Origin of the sequence: Streptomyces litmocidini (assembly GCF_014649755.1) — a bacterium.
In the GTDB taxonomy this organism is placed as follows: domain Bacteria; phylum Actinomycetota; class Actinomycetes; order Streptomycetales; family Streptomycetaceae; genus Streptomyces; species Streptomyces litmocidini.
Map to the genome: position 1 here is coordinate 66,394 of NZ_BMTQ01000007.1, position 19,487 is coordinate 85,880.

Sequence of the window (19,487 nt, forward strand, 5' to 3'; positions counted from 1 at the left end):
GATCGTCAATACGATCCGGCGATGATCACGAGAAAACGGCTGGCGACCGGGGCCTGCGCGCTGCTCGCCGCCCTGAGCGCCGCGCTCCTGCCGACGAACGCGGCCGCCGACGAGCCGGTGGCGAAGGAATCCCCCAAGGTCGAGCTGGTCCTCGACGTCAGCGGCTCCATGCGGGCCAAGGACATCGACGGCAAGTCCCGCATGGCCGCCGCGAAGCAGGCCTTCAACGAGGTCCTCGACGCGGTGCCCGAGGAGGTGCGGCTCGGCATCCGCACGCTCGGCGCCGACTATCCGGGCCAGGACCGCAAGCGGGGCTGCAAGGACACCCGGCAGCTCTACCCGGTGGGCCCGCTCGACCGCACCGAGGCCAAGACCGCCGTGGCCACCCTGGCCCCGACCGGCTGGACCCCGATCGGTCCGGCGCTGCTCGGCGCGGCCGACGACCTCGGCGAGGACGGGGCGACCAAGCGGATCGTGCTCATCACGGACGGCGAGGACACCTGCGCCCCGCTCGACCCGTGCCAGGTGGCGCGCGAGATCGCCGCGAAGGGCATCCACCTCGTCATCGACACCCTGGGCCTGGTGCCGGACGCCAAGACCCGGCAGCAGCTCACCTGCATCGCGGAGGCGACCGGGGGCACGTACACCTCGGTCCACCGCACCGAGGAACTCTCCCGCCGCGTCAAGCAGTTGGTCGACCGCTCGGCCGACCCGGTCGTCACCCCCGTGGCCACGCAGGGCGCGGTGCGGTGCGACAAGGCGCCGCAGCTGAAGCCCGGTCTCTACACGGACCGCGAGTCCTTCGGCGAGCACCGCTGGTACCGGGTGGACCTGCTGCCCGGCCAGGAACTGCGCGCCTCCGTCAGCGTGTCGGCCGACCGGGCCGTCAACAACGACTACGGGGTGCTGCTGCGCGCCGTCACGCTCCACGGCCGGGAGATCGTCCGCGGCTCCGAGGCGGGCGACGGGCGCACGGACGTGATCTCGACCGGGCTGCGCTACCCGAAGCCGGAGGCCGACGACGGTCCCGGGGACGCCAAACCCGCCGCCGAGACGGTCTGCCTCCAGGTCAGCAACTCCTTCTCCGCTCCCCCGTCGGTCAAGACGACGCCGGGCATGCCGGTCGAGCTGACGGTGGACGTCGTCGACGGCCCGTCGAGCGCGTCGGACGTCGCCTCGTTCGGCCTCGGCCGCGGCTGGTGGCTGCTCGGCGCGCTGGTGCTCGCCGGCTTCCTGGCCGGTCTGCTCTGGGGCTGGCTGTCCCGCTGGCGCTTCGCTGTCTGGAGGACCAACTGATGCGTACCGTACGCATGCTCGCCACGGCCGCGCTCGCGGGCGCCGCCCTGCTCGGCCCCGTGGCCCCGGCCGCCCTCGCCGACTCGCCCGGCCCCTCGGCGTCCTCCTCCGAGGAGGCCGGCCCCACCGAGGCCGGCACTACCTTCCGCACCGCCGCCCGGTTCCTCCCGGGGCAGCAGGCCACGGCGCAGGCCGCCACGGGTGACTACCTGTACTGGGTGTTCCCCGCGGACACCGGGGAGCGGCCGACCGTGAGGGCCACGGTCACGCTGCCCGACGCGGCGCTGCGGCACGGGCCCGCCACCTGGCGGATCGACGTGTACGACGGGCTGCGGCGGCGTCAGCCGTGCATGTACGGGATGCAGTCCCGTACCGCGGCGAAGGAGGCCGCGACCGTGGAGCTGGCCTGTGTGCTGCGCCCGGTCCGGGCCTCGGCCGACGCCTGGGCGAACGACCCGCTGCCCGGCAGCTACTACGTCCGGCTGACCGTCGCCGGCGGCCCGGACGAGGACCTGGGCCAGCCGTTCACCGCGCGGATCGGGACCGACGTCCTCGACGAGGGCGGCGCTTACGCCACGGACGGTTCCCTCGCCGCGCCGCTCGTCCCGGGGGCGACCACCGCCGACCGGGCGAAGGCGGACGAGGACGCCGGCCGGACCACCGCCGTCGAGGCGGCGGCCCCGGAGGACGGCTGGTCCTCCGGCTGGTGGTCCGACCGCTGGATCTGGACCCTCGCGGGCGGCGTCCTGGCCGCGCTCGCGGGCATCGGCGGCTACGTCCTGACGCGCGGCACGGGCCGCCCGTCCCGGGTGCCGCCGGCCGTCTGACCGGCGCGTGACGCACGGAGGCCCTCCACCGTTCGCGGTGGAGGGCCTCCGTGCGCGCGGCGGGACAGCGGCCGGTCATCCGCGGGCCGGGAAGCCGTGGGCGCGGGCTCCGGTCACCACGGCGATCACCGGGACGAGCAGCGCCAGGACGCTCCAGGGCAGGGCTCCGGCGCCGAGCCCGCCGAGGAGGAGGCCGCCCGCGACGCCGCCCGCCGCCATGGCCGCGTTCCAGAGGCTGACCAGCATCGTCTGGGCGGTGTCGGCGTCGTCACCGCCCGCCTCCGCGACGGCCGTCTGCAGGAGGGTGGGCGCGCCGCCCCAGCCGAGGCCCCAGAGCGCTGCGGCCACCAGGACCAGGGCGGTGCTCGCGGCGGGGACGGCGAACGCCGCCGCGGCGACGGCGAAGAGGATCGTTCCGGCGAGGGTCAGGGACCGAAACCCGTGGTCGATGCGACGGCCCGTGAACCAGATCCCGGCGAGCGAGGCGGCGCCGAAGACCAGCAGGACGAGGCCGGTGGAGCCGGCGAGGCCGAGGTGGTCGAGATAGGCCGCGACGTAGGTGTAGAGGACCGTGTGGGCCAGGACGAGGGCGACGGTCACGGCGAGGACGGGGAGGACGCCCGGGGTCTTCAGGGTGCGGGCGACCGGGGCGCGCCCGCCGCGCGGTTCGCCCGGCAGGTCGGGGACGGCGAGGGCGATCCAGCCGAGGAGCACGACGGCGATCACGGTCATGGCGGTGAAGGCGACGCGCCAGCCGACGGCCTCGCCGAGGAAGCTGCCGGCCGGGACGCCGAGGGAGAGCGCGAGCGGGATGCCGGTCATCGCGACGGCGACCGCGCGGCCCTGGAGGTGCGCCGGGGCGAGACGACGGGCGTAGCCGGCGAGCAGGGCCCAGGCGATGCCCGCGGCGACCCCGGCGAGGAACCGGGCGCCCATGGTGAGGGCGTACGAGGAGGAGACCGCCGTGACCGTGTTGGCGGCGGCGAAGCCGGCCGTCGAGGTGAGCAGCAGGCGCTTGCGGCGCCAGCCGGCGGTGCGGGCGGCCAGGGGGACGGCGGTGAGGGCCGTGCCGAGGGCGTAGCCGGTGACCGACTGGCCCGTCGCGGCCTCGCCGACGCCGAGGTCGGCGCTCATGCCGGGCAGGACCCCCGCCGGGAGGGTCTCGGTGAGGCTGGTGACGAAGACGGCGGTGGCGAGGGCGAGCAGCGCCGGGAGGGGCAACCGGCCGGAGACGGGGGCGGGTTCGGTGCGTACGGGCGCGGAGGTGGCGGAACCGGCCGCCACTGTCGTGTCGTGGGTCATGTCCGTATGCTCGAACCCTCACATCGATGTGAGGGTCAAGCGATTCCCTGGAGGGGCTTCCCATGCGGATCGGCGAGCTGTCCGAACGCACCGGCACGCCGCGCAGACTGCTGCGGTACTACGAGGAGCAGGGTCTCATCGTCGCGGACCGGCTGCCGAACGGCTACCGGGTCTACGACGAGTCGGACGTGGACCGGGTGGCGCAGATCCGGGGCCTGCTCGACGCCGGCCTGCCGACCCGGATCATCAAACAGATCCTCCCGTGCCTGGACAAGCCGAGGGTCATCCACTTCCCCGACGCGACCCCGGAGATGCTGGAGACCCTGGAGAACGAGCGGGACCGGATGACCGCCCGGATCCGCTGTCTGACGCGGAACCGGGACGCGGTGGCGGAGTACCTCTCCGTGGTGCGGGAGAAGTTGGCGGCGGGCCCGTCGGCGTAGACCGGGCGGCCGGCGCGGTGCGCACGGGCGGCCCGGCCGGGTGGAGGAGTCGGCTCTACGCCTCGTACGCCCGGTTCACGGCGGAGAGGACGGCCTGCACGGAGGCGGTGAGGACGGAGGTGTCCAGGCCCGCGCCCCAGGCGGTGCGGTCCCCCACCCGGCACTCGGCGTAGGCGGCGGCCTCGCCCGCGCTGCCGGTGGTGACGGCGTGTTCGGCGAAGTCGAGCACGTCGACGGTGCCGGGGACTTCGGCCCGCGCGAGGGCGTCGGTCAGGGCGGCGAGCGGTCCGTTGCCCCTGCCCTCCGCCGGTGCGGTGCGCTCGCCGACGCGCAGGACGCAGCGGAAGCGGTGCCCGCCCGACGCGTCGCGGTCGGTGCTCCAGGACTCCAGGGCGACGGGGCCCGCGCCCCGGCCGGGCTCCAGGTAGACCGTGCGGAAGATCGCGCGCAGGTCGTCGGGGGCGGCTTCGCGGCCCGTGTCGTCGGTCACCGCCTGGACGGCGCGGGAGACGTCCGGACGCATCCGCTCCGGCAGGTCGAGGCCGTGGTGGGTGCGGAGCAGATGGGCGACTCCGCCCTTGCCGGACTGGGAGTTGACGCGGATGACGGCCTCGTAGCCGCGTCCGAGGTCGGCGGGGTCGAGGGGCAGGTAGGGCACGTTCCAGGGGGCGAGTTCCGGCGGGATGCCGGCCTCGGCGGCGTCCTTGGCGTGCCGGGCGAGGCCCTTGCTGATGGCGTCCTGGTGGGTGCCGGAGAAGGCGGTGTGGACGAGCTCGCCCGCGTAGGGGTGCCGGGGGTGGACGGGGAGCCGGTTGCAGTACTCGACGACGTCCCGGACGGCGTCGATGTCGGAGAGGTCGAGCATGGGGTCGACGCCCTGGGCGTAGAGGTTGAGCGCGAGGGTCACCAGGTCGACGTTGCCGGTGCGTTCGCCGTTGCCGAAGAGGCAGCCCTCGACGCGCTGGGCTCCGGCGAGGACGGCGAGTTCGGCGCAGGCGACGCCGGTGCCGCGGTCGTTGTGGGGGTGGACGGAGAGGATCACGGAGTCGCGGCGGGCGAGGTGGCGGTGCGCGTACTCGACCTGGTCGGCGTAGACGTTGGGGGTGGAGATCTCGACGGTGGCGGGCAGGTTGTGGGTGACCGGCCGGTCGGGACTCGCGTCCCACAGGGCGGTGAGGCCGTCGCAGAGCTCCAGGACGTAGTCCGGTTCGGTGAGGTTGAAGGTCTCCGGGGAGAACTGGAAGCGGATGTCGGCGTCGGGGCGGGCCTCGGCGAGCCGCGCCATGAGCGTGGCGGCCTCGTGGACGGTGTGCCGGACCTCGGCGCGGTCGCGGCCGAGGACGGTGTCGCGCCAGACGGGCGAGGTCGCGATGTAGAGGTGGACGACGGCCCGGGGCAGGCCTTCGAGGGCGGCGAAGGTGCGTTCGACGAGTTCGGGGCGGGCCGGGGTGAAGACGACGGGGGTGACGTCGTCGGGGACGGCTCCGGAGGCGACGAGGCCGGCGAGGTGGCGGACGAAGTCGAAGTCGGCGCGGCTGGCGGAGGGGTAGCCGACCTCGATCTCCTTGAAGCCGGTGCGGACGAGCAGGTCGAAGAAGCGGTGCTTGCGGTCGGTGTCCATGGGTTCGGCGAGCGCCTGGTTGCCGTCGCGGAGGTCGACGGGGACCCAGAGCGGGGCGCGCTCCAGGCGGGCGGCGGGCCAGCGACGGTCGAACTCGGGGACGTGGACGCGGTCCTGGAAGGGGCGGTAGCGGTGGTACGGCATGGGGCCGGGGCGCTGGGGGTTGCGGATCATGGCGGGTACCGTACCCACTCCTCAGCTCCTCAGACAAGTACTCCTCAGACAAGTTCGTCGACTTCGGGTACATTCCTGGCAGCGTCCCCGCGATCCGGCGGACGCGTCCACGGTCCGGACCGCGCGCCCGCGGCCCGGACCGGCGGAGAAACACCGGACCGTCAGAGAATCAGGTGACCCCATGCCGCTCGATGCCCTGCGCCCCAGCCCCCTGGTCGAACAGGCGGCCGAGCGGCTGCGCGAGCAGATCGTCCGGGGCCACTGGCCGGTCGGCACGAAACTCCCCGGCGAGACGACGCTCGCCAAGGAGCTGGGCGTGGGGCGCTCCACGGTCCGCGAGGCGCTGCGGGCCCTGGCGGGCGCGGGCCTCGTGCAGCCCCGGCAGGGGGCGGGCGTCTTCGTGACCGCGACCCGGCCGACGGAGGACTGGCCGGCCCGCCTGCGCAGGGCGGCGGTGACGGACGTGTACGAGGTGCGGATGCTGGTCGAGGTGGAGGCGGCGCGCCTCGCGGCGCTGCGCCGGACCGAGGCGGACGTGACGGCGATGCGGGAGGCGCTGGCGGGGCGGCGGGGGGCCGCCGAGGGCGACGACGCGGCCTTCGTGGACGCCGACATCGCCCTGCACGCGGCGATCGTGGCCTCGGCCCGCAACCCGGTCCTGACCGATCTGTTCGGGGAGTTCGCGCCGGTGCTCCGCGAGGGCCTGATCGAACTCCTGGACCTGCTCGGGCTCCGGGGCACGGACCTGCGGCACGGCGAGGACGCCCACGCCGACGTGGTCCGGGCGGTGGAGGCGGGCGACCCCGAGGAGGCCGCGCGCCTGACGCGGAAGGAACTGGAGTCCACGCTCGCCCTGCTCCAGTCGGCGCCCTGAGCCCGCGAGGCGGTACGGGAACAGGCCGGGCCGACGAGGACGGCCGGCGAGGGGCGCCGGCCGATCGGGCCGGGCCGACGGGGACGGCCGGGGCCCCGCCGTCCTGGACGACCCGGTCGAGCAGAACGGCCGGCCGCTCGCGCCGGCGCGTCGAGCCCGGCGGGCAGCTCCGCCCGGCGGGCGGCCCCTCGACGCGCCGGGCGGGTCTCCGTGGAGAAGTCCTCGGCGACGCGCGCCCCGTCCCCGGTGGGCGCCACCCGCACGGCCCGGCGGTCCTCCGGACCGGGTTCGCGACGGACGGGGCCGAGGCGGGAGGTGCGGCCGGTGCGTCCGGTCGGGCTGGGCTCGGCGAGCCTCGGCTCGGTGCCGGGCCCGTCCCGGACGGGCCCGGCACCAGGACTCGGAGCGGCCGGCCCTGCCGCGGCGTCAGCCCCCGCTCCCCGCCCGCCTCGCCGTGGACCGCGTCCCCGCGGAACGCGCCGCGCACCGGCGCGGTGCCCGCGCTCGTCCTCCCGCCGCCGTCCCTCGCCACGCGGCGAGAACGCCTTCGCGGTGCGGACCGGTCTCATTCCATCCGGCGCGCGCCCTCCAGGACGGCCTGCCGGATGCGGTGGTAGGTGCCGCACCGGCAGATGTTGCGGATGGTGTCGAGGTCGGCCTCGGTGACCTCGCGTCCCGCCTCGCGCGCCCGGCGGACGGTGGCCACCGCGGCCATGATCTGGCCCGGCTGGCAGAAGCCGCACTGGGCGACGTCGAGGTCGAGCCAGGCCTCCTGCATGGGGTGGAGCGCTGCGCCGACGGTGTCCGGCAGGCCCTCGATGGTGGTGATCTCGTCGGTGGCGGCCACGTCGTCGACGCGCACGGCGCAGGGGGTGAACGCCTTGCCGTTGAGGTGGCTCGTACACGCCCGGCAGACGCCGACCCCGCAGCCGTACTTGGGGCCGGTGACGCCGAGGACGTCCCGGAGGACCCAGAGGAGCCGGACGTCGCCCTCGACGTCGGCGGTGACGGCCTTGCCGTTCAGGATGAAGGTGTGCTGCGGCACGGGGGCTCCAGGTCTCAGATGGTGCGGTCGCGGCCGTCGGTGGGCGAGGCCGGGACGGGCGGGACGGTCGGCAGGGGCGTGAAGGCGAGCGGCTCGGCGTGGTTGACGGGGAAGACCGTCGGCATCGTGCCGGTGGCCCGGCCGTAGGCGCAGGCGACGGCGGCCATGGCGCCGGCGACCGCCAGCTCCCCCGCGCCGCCCGGCTTGTCGCCGCTCGGCGGCATCACGATGATCTCCAGCTCGGGCGGGGTGTTCCACTGCCGGGTGTAGAAGTACTGGTCCCAGCTGCCTTCCAGGAAGTGCCCCTCGCTCAGGTGGAGTCCGGACGTCAGCGTGAGGGCGATGCCGTCGGCGATGCCGCCCATCATCTGGGCCTCCAGGCCGCGCGGGTTGACCGCGAGGCCGACGTCGACGGCGCAGACGACCCTGGTCACGCGCGGCCCGGTGTACGCGCCCGGGATCGTGCGTCCGGTGGTCCCGGGCCGGCAGTCGATCTCGGCGAGGATCGCGACGGCGGAGTGGTACTCGGTGTGGACGGCGATGCCCTGGCCCGTGCCGGCGGGCATGCTCCGGCCCCACTTCCCCGCTTCGGCGACCTTGTCGAGGACGGCGCGGGCCCGCGCGTCCTTGAGGAGCCGGCGCCGCATCGCGTACCCGTCCTGGCCCGTCCTCCCGGCCAGTTCGTCCATGACGAGTTCCTGGGCGCAGCGGACGTTGGGCGAGTAGATGTTCCGCATGGAGCCGGTGTTGAAGCCCTTGTCGGTCTCGGCCAGGAGCTGGGTGGTGACGCCGAGGTGGTAGGGGCTGACCTGGGTGAGCTGGAACATCGTCTCGGAGAAGCCGGCGTCGGCGACGGGCAGCCGGGCCGCCTCCGCGGTGAGGACCTCGCCGACGCCGTGCCCGAAGTCGGTGGCCACGGAGGTGTGGCGCTGCTCGTACGTGAGGACCTCGCCGAGCGAGTACGTGGCCCGGACCCGGGAGAGGGACATCGGGTGCGTACGGCCCTGGCGGAAGTCGTCGGTGCGGTGCCACATCAGCTTCACCGGCTTGCCGAGGGCCTTGGAGATCTCGGCGGCCTCGTGGGCGGCGTCGGAGAACAGCTTGCGGCCGAAGGAGCCGCCGCCCTCGGTGACGTGGACGCGGACGGCGGTGGGCGGCAGGCCGAGCTTGAGGGCGATCCGCTCCTGGGCGACGATCGGCGCCTTGAGGGAGGCCCAGATCTCGGCGGAGTCCCTCCGCACGTCCGCGATCGCGCAGTTGGTCTCCAGGGCGGCGTTGCTGGCGAAGTGGAAGGTGAAGCGGGCGTCGACCGCCTTGGTGAGGAGCGGCAGCGGCGGGACGACGAGCGGGAGTTCGGCCCGGCGGAGCTTCTCCAGGACCGTGGCGTCGGAGGCCCCCTCGGCCGTGCCCGGTCCCCAGTCGACCCGGAGGGCTCGGACGGCGTCGACGCACTGGCCGAAGGTGCGGCCGCGGACGGCGACGCCGGTGGAGACGGTGACGACGTCGGTGATGCCGGGCATGGCCAGGACCTCGGCGAGGTTGGCCACGGAGCGGACCGTGCCGTTGATGGTCGGCGGCCGGCAGACCATGGTGGGCAGCGCGTCCGGGACCTGGAGGTCCATGGCGAACTTCTTGCGTCCGGTGACCGCTTCGAGGGCGTCCACCCGGCGCTGCCCGGTGCCGATGACGCGGAAGCGGTCCGGGTCCTTGAGCGTGACCTCCACCGCCGCGTCGGTGAGGGCGGCGGCCTTGACGGCCAGTTCGCCGTAGCCGAGGAGCGCGCCGGCCGGAGAGAGGACGACGCCTGCCTTCGTGGTGAGGGTCCCGACGGCCTCGCCGAGGACGAGGGAGGCCGCGTGGAGGAGCCGTCCGCGGGCAAGGGCGGCGGCGACCCGGAGGGGGGTGTAGGTGGAGTAGGTGGTGTTGGAGCCGCCGGTGAGCTGGTTGAAGAGCAGCTCGGGCCGGGCGTCGGCGAGGGTGACCTTCACCTTGTCCAGGGGCAGGTCGAGCTCCTCCGCGACGATCATGGCGCTGGAGGTGGTGACGCCCTGGCCGACCTCGGCGCGGGGCAGGGCGAAGTGGGCGGTGCCGTCGGTGTCGACGCGGATGGTGATGAGGTTGCTGGTGGGCAGGGCGGCGATGGTGAGCAGCTCGTTGAGGTCGAGGAGTTCGGCCGGTCCCGGCAGCGAGGGGACGAGGGCCGGCGTCGCCGCGGCGGCCGGGCGCGGGGCGAGGACCTCGGCGCCGAGCCGGGCGGCGACGGTGAGGGTGGGCGCGGCCAGGACGTACCCGAGGAACCGGCGCCGTCCGATGTCGGGTCCGCTCCCGCCCGCGGGACTTCCCTCCCCGGTGCCGCTCGTGTGGTCGTCGTCCCGCGCGGAGTGCCGCCTCGCCATTCGGTGCGCCTTTCGCCGTGAACCGGGCAGGCTGCTGCCGGGTGTCCTCAGAGGCGACGATCATCGCTCATGTGCGGTGCCCCCGGGAGCCGTTCGGAAGTGGACGTCCTGCGGAGACGTCTCGCGAGGGGCGCCGGGCGGGTACGCGCCGGCCGTCTTCCAGAGGGCGGCGAGGGGGTGCGGCCGGAGCGTGCGGACGGGCACGAGGTCGCCCTCGACGTGTACCCCGGCCGGCGTGCGCCGCTGGTCACCCGACCGTCTCGCGGCCCTGCCGGGTGCGGCGGGTCCGGCCGGGCCGGCCCGTCCCGTACGGGAGTCGGGCTCCGGGGAGGAGACGCCGCAGGCCCTCCTCCCGGCGCGCGGGCCGCGCGGCCGAGCCGGAGCGCGCGAGGGTCGCGTCCGCGCCGGGGCGCGCGACGGAGCGGAGTCGCCGGTCCGAGCCGCGTCGTGCGCCCCGCTCCCGCCGTGCGACCGAGCCGGGTCGCGGAACGGCCCCACGGCTCCGCGGGCGGGCCCGGGGCCGCAGCCGGGCGCCCGAGCGGAGCTGGGCGCGGGAGATCCGGGCGCGCTGGCCGCCGCCGGCGATGAGGGCGTTGACGGAGGCCATCGGGTCCCCGCCGACCGACCTGGCGAGCAGCGCGCCGAGGACCAGCGGACCGAGGGCCACCGCGAGGGCCGAGCCGGTGGCGGTGACGTGCTGGAGGCGGCGGCCGCGCCGGGCGTCGAAGGTCATGGCCCCAGTCCACCAGCGGGCTTCGGCCGCCGTATCGGTCGGCGTACTCAGCCGCCCGTGCCTCGCTACTCAGATGGCCTCCCGCACCGCTCCTCAAGGGCTCCCGCACCGGTGCTCCTTCGGCGGTCCTCGGGGGGCCGGGCGCGCCCGGGCGTCCCGGGCTTCCCGGGCTTCCCGGTGCAGGACGTGGGGGCGGGGCGACCGTGACGACGGGGACGGGAAGGGCCGGTGCGGCCGGAACTGGAGCGGCGGAGCACGACGGGCCGGCCGTGCTCGTCGTGCGGCACGAGGAGGACGCCGGTTCCGGTCCGGTCGGCGGGCGCCTCGTACGGACCGGGCTCCGTCTCGGCGTGATCCGCGCCCGGGAGGGCGAGGCGCCCGCGGAGCCTCTCGGCGGCCACGCAGGGCTGCTCGTCCTCGGTGGGCCTGCCGACTGCGAGGACGACGGGGCCGCGCCGTGGCTCCCCACGGGAGGCGGAGCCGGAACTCCGCGCGGTCCGGGGTCAGGTGTCCGGGGCGTGGGGTACGGCCGTCCGCGCCCACGCGGACGCGCGGGGCCTCCGAGAGCGGGGCTCCCGCCCCGGCGCGTACCGTACGGGAACACGCACGTGAACGAAGGAGCCTCACCGTCATGGCCGACTACCGGATCGAGACCGTCCGCACCGGGTACCGGAACTGGACCGCCCGCAACGACCGGGGCGCGGAGGTCCGGATGGCCGCCGCCGACGACGCGGACGCGCAGCCCTCGTTCACGCCCGTCGAGCTGCTGCTCGCGGCGATGGGCGGCTGCGGCGGCCTCGTCGTCGACCGGACGGCCCGGGCGGTGGACCACGACGACCTGCGGATCGTGGTGGAGTCGGTGTCGGGGCCGGAGGACGACGGCAGGGTGGGCCGGATCCGGGTGAGCTACGAGTTCGACCTGCCGGACAACAATCCGAAGGCGGCCGAGGTGTTCGCCCGTGGGGTGCGGCTGACGCACGAGAAGTTCTGCACGGTGAGCCGGACCGTGGAGCACGGCGCGCGCGTGGAGGCGATCCTGCCGGACGGCACGGTCGGCTTCGAGGGCTGAGCCGCGGGCGGCGCGGGCGGTTTCGAGGGCCGGGCCGCGGGCGGCCCGGTCACTCCTCGATCGCGCCGCCGGTCCGGCGCAGGTGACGGCGGAAGGTGTAGGAGGGGTCCTCGGCGCGGCCCGCGAGGTACGCGTCGAAGCGGGTCTGGGCGCGCAGGGTCTCCCCCGCCCGGATCCGGCGGGCCTGCTCCCGCTCGGTGCGGAAGAGGGCCCGGGCGGTTTCCAGGACGGCGTCCGCGCGGTCGGCCGCGACGAAGAGCACACCGTCGTCGTCGCCGAGGACCACGTCGGCGGCGGTCACCTCGTGGTCGCCGAACCGCGCGGTGGTCAGCGCGTCCGGGTCCTGGTCGTCGAGGCGGACGGGGCCGGGGGCGTGGCGTCCGTACGAGAAGACGGGCAGTCCGATCTCGATCAGGTCCGGGGTGTCCCGGTGCAGGCCCCAGACGACGACCCCGGCGACGCCCGCCGCTTCCGCCTCCAGGACGGCGAGGTCACCGATGCAGGCCTCGTCGCGGCGGCCCGCGTTGTCGATGACGAGGACGTCCCCGGGCGCGGCGCGCGTGAAGGCCTCCAGGAAGACGTCGACGCTTCCGTAGTGCCGGGCGGGCAGCACCCGGCCGGCGACGCGCTGCCCGGCGACGACGGGCAGGATCCCGGCGGGCGCGGCCCGCAGCGGCTCCCCGAGCCGTACGCAGGCGTCGGCGATCAGCGGGGTGGAGAGGCCGGCGAAGTCCTTGATCATCTGGCGTTCCGTTCCGTCCGTGTCGGGTGCGGCGGGCCGAGCGCGCGGCGGTGGCCCTGCGCACGGCGGTGGGGCGGCCCTGCGCCGGGGTGTGCGGCGGGCTCCGTCCAGGAGGGAGTCCAGCAGACCGGGAACAGCACGTCCAGGCCGTCGCGGCGGAGCCGCACCGGATCCGCCCGCACGCGCGGCGCCCCCGCCCCGGACCGCCCCGGTGGCCGGCCGGGACGCCTCACGCGTCGTTTCCCCTCCGGCGGCTCGGCGCCCCGTCCACGCGTGGGCACGGGGGCGACCGCCCGCGGACCGGTGCGGGGTCGGCCGCCTCCTCCGGCGCCCTTCCGGACGACCGCCCCCTACGGCCGTCGCGGGCCCGGAGCGGTCGCCCCGGTCAGTCGAGCCAGAGTTCGCGGACCCGTCGAAGGGGGTCCACGGCGATCCCGGGTTCCGCGTCCCAGATCTTCGTGGCGCGCTCCGCGGCGGTGTAGCGCGGCCAGTCGGCGCCCGGGTCCTGGTCGGTGACGAACGCGACCCACGCCCGGTGCAGGGCGTCGGCGAGCGCGCGCGGCGGCTCGTCCCCGGTGACGGCCGCGACGCCTTCGGCGTCGAGGAGGTCGAAGGCGAAGGGCAGGTCCAGGCAGTGGAAGGCGAGGCCGGCGGCCGGTGAGCGCCAGCGGAACTCGTAGAACCAGGTGGGGCGTTCCCGGGCGGCGCGGGCGTCCGCGACGGCGAGGTTGGGGACGCGGAAGACCGTGTCCGTCAGCGCCTGGCCGAAGTACCGCTCCTCGCCGCCCGCCGCGTACGCCTCGGTGAAGGCCCCTGCCCTGGCGGGGTCCAGGCCGAGCCCGCCGAGGAGGACGGGCAGCGGCGGGGCGCCGGGACCGGGCGGCGGGAACATCGTGAACTCGTCCTCGGTGAAGCCGAGCACCAGCGGTACGTCCGCGCCGGCCCCGCCCGTCGTCAGGGCCTCCAGGACGGGTACGGGGATCAGCTCGCCGTCGGCGAAGGGGGCGAGGGCCGGCATCGGCGACAGGCCCTCGCGGTCCGGGCCCGGCGCGGACATCCGGTCCTGCAGGTCGAGGAGTTCGTCGTCGGTCAGGTCCCGCAGGGCGGCGGCGGTCACCGGGACGCCGGTGCGGGACGTGAACAGCCGGGCCGCGGCGCGGGCGACCTCGGGGCCGTCGGGCCGCAGGAGGGCGCCCGAGACGGAGAGCGCGCCCCGGAACAGCCCCCGTGCCGACGGGACCGCGAGCAGCGTCTGCACGGCGCCGCCGCCCGCCGACTGACCGGCGATCGTGACCTTCGCGGGATCGCCGCCGAAGGCCGTGATGTTGTCCCGTACCCACTCCAGGGCCGCGATCCAGTCCCGTACGCCCCGGTTGTCCGGCGCGTCCTCCAGGTGCAGGAACCCCTCGATCCCGAGGCGGTAGCCGATCGAGACGAGCACGACGCCGTCCCGGTTGAACGCGGTCCCGTCGTACCAGGGGCTCGCCGCCGAACCCGCCACGTACCCGCCGCCGTGGATCCAGACCAGCACCGGCAGGCCGGCCTCCGGGTCCGCGGCCGGCGTGAACACGTTCAGGTTCAGCACCCCGGCGCCCGGGATCGACGGCTCCGGGATGGTCGTGACCTCCGCGAACGGGCGGCGCTGGGCCGTCGGCCCGTACGCCGTCGCGTCCAGCGGCTCCGACCAGGGCTCGGGCGGCACGGGGGCCGCGAAGCGGAGATCGCCGACGGGCGGCTGCGCGTACGGGACGCCGAGGAAACGCAGGCTGCCGTCCGCACGGCGCTCGCCGCGCACGGGTCCTCGGGCGGTGGTGACGGTGGTGCTCATGGGGCGCTGCTCCTTCTGCGCGGGCGCACGGGGCCGGAGCAGGAGCGTGTCACCGCCCACTTACACGTGTCAATCCCCGTCTCCCGGTGCCGACACCCCACCTCGGCCCCGGGCGCGACGCGTAGGCGGCGCCCTAGACTCGGAGGCTCGACAGAGGCCCTCGGGCCCGGGGGAGAGGCGGCGGGGCGATGAAGTGGGACGCCGGGGCCGTGGGGTGGGCGCTCTGGTTCCTGTCCGGGGCCGGCGTCATGGCCGCCGGGGTGGTCTGGAAGGGACGGGCCGTGCGGCCGTTCGCCGCCTCCCGGGCGCGGTCCGTCGCCCGGCGGGAGTACGCCAGGGACCTCCGGCGAGCGGCCGACCACGTGATCGCGGAGGCCCGCCGGTCCGCCGGCGAGGGCGAGCCGGCGATCGTCACCGTCGGGGCGGTGATGCGGATGGCCGAAAAGCGGTACGGCCGCACGGAGGTGGAGCGGTGGCACGCGGCGGCGGCGCTCCGCCAGAGGTTCGAGCACTGGCGCTGCGCCGCCGACTGCGTCACCGACGCCTACGAACAGGACCCGCCGGGCGCCCGCCCCGGGTAGGTTCCGGCGGGCGTCCGTCCCCGGGTGGAGCCCGACAGGGGCCCGTCCCGGGCGGAGCCCGGCAGGCATCCGTCCCGGATGGAGCCCGACAGGGGCCCGTCCCCGGGCCCGCCCCGAGGGCTTCCGGGGCGGGGTCGGGGGCGGAGCGACCGTCAGGAGGACGACGGCATGGCGTAGTTCGTGAACCCCGTCCAGTCGATGGCCACGCAGGGCTCGTCGCCGAGGACCCAGGCGTCGTGTCCGGGCTTGATCTCCATGTAGTCCCCCTCGCCGAACTCCTCCGTCTCGCCGTCGTCCATGACGACCTTCATCCGGCCGCTGAGCACGTACCCGACGTGCGACGCCTGGCAGCTGTCCGTACCGGCGAGGGGTTTGATGTGCTTGGTCCACTGCCAGCCCGGCTCGAAGACGGCCCGCCCCACCGAGCCCCCGTCGCCGTTGATCAGGTCGAGCCTGCCCTTGCCGTCCTCGAAGGGACGCGTCTCGTCCGCTGAGTCGAAGCTCTTTCGTACGATGCCGGCCATCGCGCACTCCCGGCGGTGGGAAGGGTCCGGTCCCCGAGTCCACTTCCAGGCTACGCCGGGGCGGCACGGCCCACCGGGCGGAGCGGCGCGCACGTCGACGCGCACGCGTCGGGACGCGCGCGCCGGGACGCGTGCACCGGCGTCGGTGACGCTTCGGCGTCGGTGACGCTTCGGCTTCGCACCGCATCTCCGCCGGACGGAGATGCCCTTGGTGGATCCCTTCATGTCGATCACCCCTTTTCTGTATACATCCCTTATGGGGCAGACCTACACATAAAGCCCATATAAGCGCACAATGAAGCAGCGGCCAGATGGTCGCAGTGCGGCCAGACACGCAGGACGCCAGAAGGAGGCGAGTCACATGGCCGACGTTTCCCACCGGCACGGTGATATCGCGGGACACCCCGACGCGCCGGAAATGCGGGACCGATATGCCCGCATGCTCCAGACCAGAGGTGTCGCGGCCGTCGAGGAGCTCGTGATCCTCGCCGGCGTGTACGCCGCGATCTCCGCGTGGACGGTCCACTTCTCCGCCGCCCGGCCGGAACTCGCCATCAGCAACCTGATCGTCGGCATCTCCCTCGCGGTGCTCGGCCTGTGCATGTCGATGGTTCCCGAGCGGTCGCAGGACCTGAACTTCGTCGTCCTGCTCATGGGCGCGTGGCTGATCGTCTCCCCCTGGGTGGTCTCGCGGCACCCCGACACGGGCACGGTCCTCAGCAATGTGATCACCGGCGCGTGCGTCTGCCTGTTCGCCCTCATGGCCGGCGGACTGCTCATGTCCAAGAGAAGGACGTGACGCCCTGACCCCCGCCCCCGAACCCCCGTCGACCCCCTCCCCGAACGGCGGCGCCTCCTCTCGGAGACGCCGCCGTTCACCGCGTTCCGGGCGTGAACTGCCGCCACCTGACATCGAATTGACCCACGCGCTTTCAGCTGCGTACGTTCTGCGCGAAGCCCGCTCCACCAGGACGGGCTCCCGCTCGCGCATCCGGTCCTCGGGGGGACGAAGTGAACTGGTACCTGGACGTTCTCAAGAAGTACGCGGTGTTCGACGGCCGTGCGCGCCGCACGGAACACTGGATGTTCTTCCTGTTCAACGCGATCGCGGTGATCGTCGTCGCGGCGGTCGACCTGGCGATCGGAACTTTCCCGCTGCTCTACCCGATCTACTTCCTGGCCGTGCTCCTTCCGCACGTGGGCGTGATGATCCGACGCCTGCACGACACCGGCCGCTCCGGCTGGTGGGTCCTCGTCTGTCTGGTCCCGGTGGTCGGCTGGATCGTCCTGGTCGTCCTCCTCGCCACCGAGGGCGAGCCGCGCCAGAACGCCTACGGCCCGAACCCGAAGCCGGCCCGGGCCCACTGACGGCCCGCGTCCCTCCGCCCCGCCCCGGAAGGTCCGCTTCCGGGGCGGGGCGCTTCCCGTGAGCACGTGCATAGAGCCGGTACGGAGTGAGGGGCCGCGCCGCCTTGTGCACGGTGGCACAGGACCCGGCCCCGCCGCCCCGCCTAGCCTCGCCGCAACAGCACGAACGAGGGGCGGTACCACCGGTGAACTGGCACATCCACGACTACCGCGAGAGCGATCTCGCCTCCGTCGTCCATCTGATCGACACCACCGCCGAGCTCGGACAGGAGTCCGTCTTCTCGCTCGCCGAGTGCATCGGCGCCCTCACCTCCCGCCAGCCGGCCGTGGTCGCCGTGCACCAGGGCGCCCCCATCGGGGCGGCGCTCGCCTGCGTCTCCGGCGAGCGGGCCTGGGTCATGCGGATCGCGATCTCCTCGGCCTGGCGCGGCCGCGGCCTCGCCAGCGCCCTGCTCGTGGAGCTGGAGCGGCGGCTCGTCGCGGCGCGCGTCGGACGCATCGCGTACGTCCTGCCGGAGGAGGAGCTGCTCGGCGAGGGCCTGCTGAACGCCGGGTACACGCGCCAGCCGGCCGTCGCGTACTTCGAGAAGGTGGAACCGCTGCACGGCCCCGCCGCCGGGCTCCTCGACGACCTGGGCGGCCGGCTCCTCCCGGGCGACCTGTGGGCGAAGGTCGCCGGCATGGAGCGGGAGAAGGACCTGATCGAGCGCCGGGTGGTGCTGCCGCTCGCCGAGCCGGAGCGGGCCACCCGGCACGGGGTGCGGCCGCCGCGCGCGGTCTGCCTGTTCGGCCCGCCCGGCACCGGGAAGACCACGTTCGCGCGGGGCATCGCCTCCCGGCTCGGCTGGCCCTTCGTGGAGATCCTGCCGTCCCGCCTCGCCGACGAGGGGAACCTCGCCGCCGCCCTGCGGTCCGCGTTCGCGCGGATCGCCGAGCTGGAGCGGGTCCTGGTCTTCATCGACGAGGTCGAGGAGATCGCCCCGGTCCGCTCGGAACCCGCCCAGCCCGGCGGCATGCACGGAGTGACGAACGAACTCCTGAAGCTGATACCGGGCTTCCGGGAGCGCGACGAGCGGCTGCTCGTGTGCGCGACCAACTCGATCCGCTCCCTCGACCCGGCGTTCCTGCGGCCCGGCCGCTTCGACTACCTCATCCCGATCGGTACGCCGGACAAGGCGGCGCGGGCCGCGATCTGGTCCCGCTACACCGACGGACGGCCGGACGTCGACATCGACGAACTGGTGCTCGCGAGCGAGCTGTTCACCCCCGCCGACATCGAGCACGCGGCGCGGATCGCCGCCCAGGCCTCCTTCGAACGGGACCTGGTCGCGGTCGGCGGGGACGACCCGGCGCCGGGTGCGAGCACCGCGGACTACCTGGAGGCCATCGCCGAGTGCCGCCCGACGGTCACGCCGGAGATGGTCGAGCAGTTCGCCTCGGACATCACGACACACGCCCGCACCTGAGGGCGAACCGCTCCCCGGCCGCGTCCAGTTCGGCCCGGTCGGGCGGCTGGGCGCCGGCCCGGGAGACGGTGACGGCCGCCGCGGCGGTCGCCCTCCGCAGCAGCCCCGTGAGGTGCTCGGCGCCGATCCCGGCGAGGGCCTCCCGCTCCCACCCGGCGAGGGCGTCGAGGACGGCGGACATGAACGAGTCGCCGGCGCCGACCGTGTCGACGACCGTGACCGGCGGCGCCTCCGTCCCGACCGTCTCCCGCCCGGTGAAGGCGAGCGATCCCGCGGCGCCCCGGGTGACCAGGACGACGGACGGGCCGAGGGCCAGCCAGCGGGCGGCGGCCGTCCGCGGGTCCTCACCGGGGTACAGCCAGGCCAGGTCCTCGTCGCTCGCCTTCACCAGGTCGCTGAGCGCGACGCAGCGCTCCACGCGGGCGACGGCGGCGGCGTGCTCCCCCATCAGGGTCGGCCGCACGTTCGGGTCGTAGCTGACCGTGGCCCGCTCGCGGAGCCGCTCGACCTCGGCGAGGACGGTGGCCGCGCCGGGAGCGGTGACGGCGGCGATCGAGCCGATGTGCACATGGGCGGGCGTCTCGGCCCGCGGCGCGCCGGTCTCCAGCGTCCAGGCGATGTCGAAGGCGTACGTGGCCCGGCCGTGCGCGTCGAGCCCGACGACCGCCGACGGGGTGCGCACGGGAACGCCGCCGATCTCCACCCGTACCCCCGCGCCCTTCAGGTGGTCCGCGATCAGCCGCCCGGCGGGATCGTCGGCGAGCTGGGTGAGCAGGGCGACGTCCCGGCCGAGACGGGCGAGGCCGTGGGCGACGTTGGCGGGACTGCCGCCCGGGTGGACGCGGTCGGCGGCGCCGGAGCCTGCGGGGGCGCGGACGATGTCGGCGACGCACTCGCCGATCACCAGGAAGGACATGGGTCGGAGCTCCTCGGGAAACCTGGACACGGGTGCCCTGGTGGACGGTCCGCAGATCGTACGGGGCGCCGCCCGGCTTCCGGCACTCTCCCCGTGCCGTTCCCCGGGGACGTCCGACGGCGGGGAGGGGGTCCGGTGGAGACGGTCGAGGGGCTCGCGGCCGCGGCGTTCAGCGGCGGGGAGGAGCCGGAGGAGGATCACGGGGACGCGGCCGTACCGGCCGGCCCGGCCGCGGCGCAGGCCGCCGGGCCGGGGGCCGCGAAGGCCTTCGAGGCCCTGGAC

18 protein-coding genes are annotated in these 19,487 nt (G+C 75.0%); 9 read left to right on the top strand and 9 right to left on the bottom strand.

What is annotated here, in order from left to right; all coding sequences use genetic code 11:
* Positions 1-21 precede the first annotated feature (21 nt).
* Together IE180_RS17255 and IE180_RS17260 are read left to right on the top strand one after the other, a co-directional pair.
* The gene (locus tag IE180_RS17255; protein ID WP_190157765.1) at positions 22-1,296 is read left to right on the top strand and encodes a VWA domain-containing protein; all 1,275 of its coding nucleotides are present in this window, start codon (positions 22-24) and stop codon (positions 1,294-1,296) included.
* Entirely contained in the window at positions 1,296-2,123 is an 828-nt protein-coding gene (locus tag IE180_RS17260; RefSeq protein WP_190157766.1) for a hypothetical protein, read from the top strand. Before IE180_RS17255 ends, IE180_RS17260 begins: the two co-directional genes overlap by 1 nt.
* A gap of 75 nt (positions 2,124-2,198) precedes the next feature.
* Here the strand turns inward: IE180_RS17260 and IE180_RS17265 are convergent, their stop codons facing one another.
* A complete protein-coding gene (locus tag IE180_RS17265; protein ID WP_190157767.1) occupies positions 2,199-3,425 on the bottom strand; it encodes an MFS transporter in 1,227 nt (408 codons plus the stop codon).
* Positions 3,426-3,487: 62 nt separating this feature from the next.
* Here IE180_RS17265 and IE180_RS17270 point away from each other — a divergent pair, with 62 nt between their 5' ends.
* Positions 3,488-3,868 carry a MerR family transcriptional regulator gene (locus IE180_RS17270; RefSeq protein ID WP_190157768.1) on the top strand — a complete coding sequence of 127 codons (381 nt, stop codon included), beginning with the start codon at positions 3,488-3,490 and terminating at the stop codon, positions 3,866-3,868.
* Positions 3,869-3,923: 55 nt separating this feature from the next.
* Here the strand turns inward: IE180_RS17270 and leuA are convergent, their stop codons facing one another.
* Positions 3,924-5,663 carry a 2-isopropylmalate synthase gene (gene leuA / locus IE180_RS17275; protein ID WP_190157769.1) on the bottom strand — a complete coding sequence of 580 codons (1,740 nt, stop codon included), beginning with the start codon at positions 5,661-5,663 and terminating at the stop codon, positions 3,924-3,926.
* A gap of 181 nt (positions 5,664-5,844) precedes the next feature.
* On the opposite strand from leuA, the gene IE180_RS17280 reads away from it, so the two are divergent.
* Entirely contained in the window at positions 5,845-6,537 is a 693-nt protein-coding gene (locus IE180_RS17280; RefSeq protein WP_190157770.1) for a FadR/GntR family transcriptional regulator, read from the top strand.
* A gap of 565 nt (positions 6,538-7,102) precedes the next feature.
* Here the strand turns inward: IE180_RS17280 and IE180_RS17285 are convergent.
* From IE180_RS17285 to IE180_RS17295, 3 genes are all read right to left on the bottom strand, one after another.
* On the bottom strand, positions 7,103-7,582 hold the full coding sequence (locus IE180_RS17285; RefSeq protein WP_190157771.1) for a (2Fe-2S)-binding protein: 480 nt from the start codon (positions 7,580-7,582) through the stop codon (positions 7,103-7,105).
* A gap of 14 nt (positions 7,583-7,596) precedes the next feature.
* Entirely contained in the window at positions 7,597-9,978 is a 2,382-nt protein-coding gene (locus IE180_RS17290) for a molybdopterin cofactor-binding domain-containing protein (protein ID WP_190157772.1), read from the bottom strand.
* Positions 9,979-10,225: 247 nt separating this feature from the next.
* Positions 10,226-10,711 (bottom strand): hypothetical protein, encoded by a 486-nt coding sequence (locus IE180_RS17295; protein WP_190157773.1) that lies wholly within the window; start codon positions 10,709-10,711, stop codon positions 10,226-10,228.
* 631 nt (positions 10,712-11,342) lie between these two features.
* Here IE180_RS17295 and IE180_RS17300 point away from each other — a divergent pair.
* Positions 11,343-11,780: an OsmC family protein gene (locus IE180_RS17300; RefSeq protein WP_030689015.1), complete on the top strand. Its 438-nt coding sequence runs from the start codon at positions 11,343-11,345 to the stop codon at positions 11,778-11,780.
* Positions 11,781-11,829: 49 nt separating this feature from the next.
* Here IE180_RS17300 and IE180_RS17305 read toward each other — a convergent pair whose 3' ends face one another.
* The gene (locus IE180_RS17305; RefSeq protein WP_190157774.1) at positions 11,830-12,522 is read right to left on the bottom strand and encodes an RraA family protein; all 693 of its coding nucleotides are present in this window, start codon (positions 12,520-12,522) and stop codon (positions 11,830-11,832) included.
* A gap of 385 nt (positions 12,523-12,907) precedes the next feature.
* Positions 12,908-14,350, bottom strand: a complete 1,443-nt coding sequence (locus tag IE180_RS17310; protein ID WP_190157775.1) for a carboxylesterase/lipase family protein — start codon at positions 14,348-14,350, stop codon at positions 12,908-12,910.
* A gap of 188 nt (positions 14,351-14,538) precedes the next feature.
* On the opposite strand from IE180_RS17310, the gene IE180_RS17315 reads away from it, so the two are divergent.
* Positions 14,539-14,931, top strand: a complete 393-nt coding sequence (locus IE180_RS17315) for a hypothetical protein (protein ID WP_190157776.1) — start codon at positions 14,539-14,541, stop codon at positions 14,929-14,931.
* A gap of 152 nt (positions 14,932-15,083) precedes the next feature.
* Here IE180_RS17315 and IE180_RS17320 read toward each other — a convergent pair whose 3' ends face one another.
* Complete coding sequence (locus IE180_RS17320; protein ID WP_190157777.1) at positions 15,084-15,455, bottom strand: cupin domain-containing protein; 372 nt, start codon at positions 15,453-15,455, stop codon at positions 15,084-15,086.
* 439 nt (positions 15,456-15,894) lie between these two features.
* Here IE180_RS17320 and IE180_RS17325 point away from each other — a divergent pair, with 439 nt between their 5' ends.
* The 3 genes from IE180_RS17325 (at position 15,895) to IE180_RS17335 (ending at position 18,289) form a co-directional block, all read left to right on the top strand.
* Positions 15,895-16,254: an SPW repeat protein gene (locus IE180_RS17325; protein WP_229860532.1), complete on the top strand. Its 360-nt coding sequence runs from the start codon at positions 15,895-15,897 to the stop codon at positions 16,252-16,254.
* Positions 16,255-16,466: 212 nt separating this feature from the next.
* Positions 16,467-16,823: a DUF805 domain-containing protein gene (locus IE180_RS17330; RefSeq protein ID WP_190157779.1), complete on the top strand. Its 357-nt coding sequence runs from the start codon at positions 16,467-16,469 to the stop codon at positions 16,821-16,823.
* A gap of 185 nt (positions 16,824-17,008) precedes the next feature.
* Positions 17,009-18,289, top strand: coding sequence for an ATP-binding protein (locus tag IE180_RS17335; RefSeq protein WP_190157780.1), 1,281 nt, complete (start codon positions 17,009-17,011; stop codon positions 18,287-18,289).
* Here IE180_RS17335 and IE180_RS17340 read toward each other — a convergent pair.
* Positions 18,267-19,205, bottom strand: a complete 939-nt coding sequence (locus IE180_RS17340; protein ID WP_190157781.1) for a carbohydrate kinase family protein — start codon at positions 19,203-19,205, stop codon at positions 18,267-18,269. The two genes, IE180_RS17335 and IE180_RS17340, sit on opposite strands and share 23 nt — an antisense overlap.
* Positions 19,206-19,487: the final 282 nt, after the last annotated feature.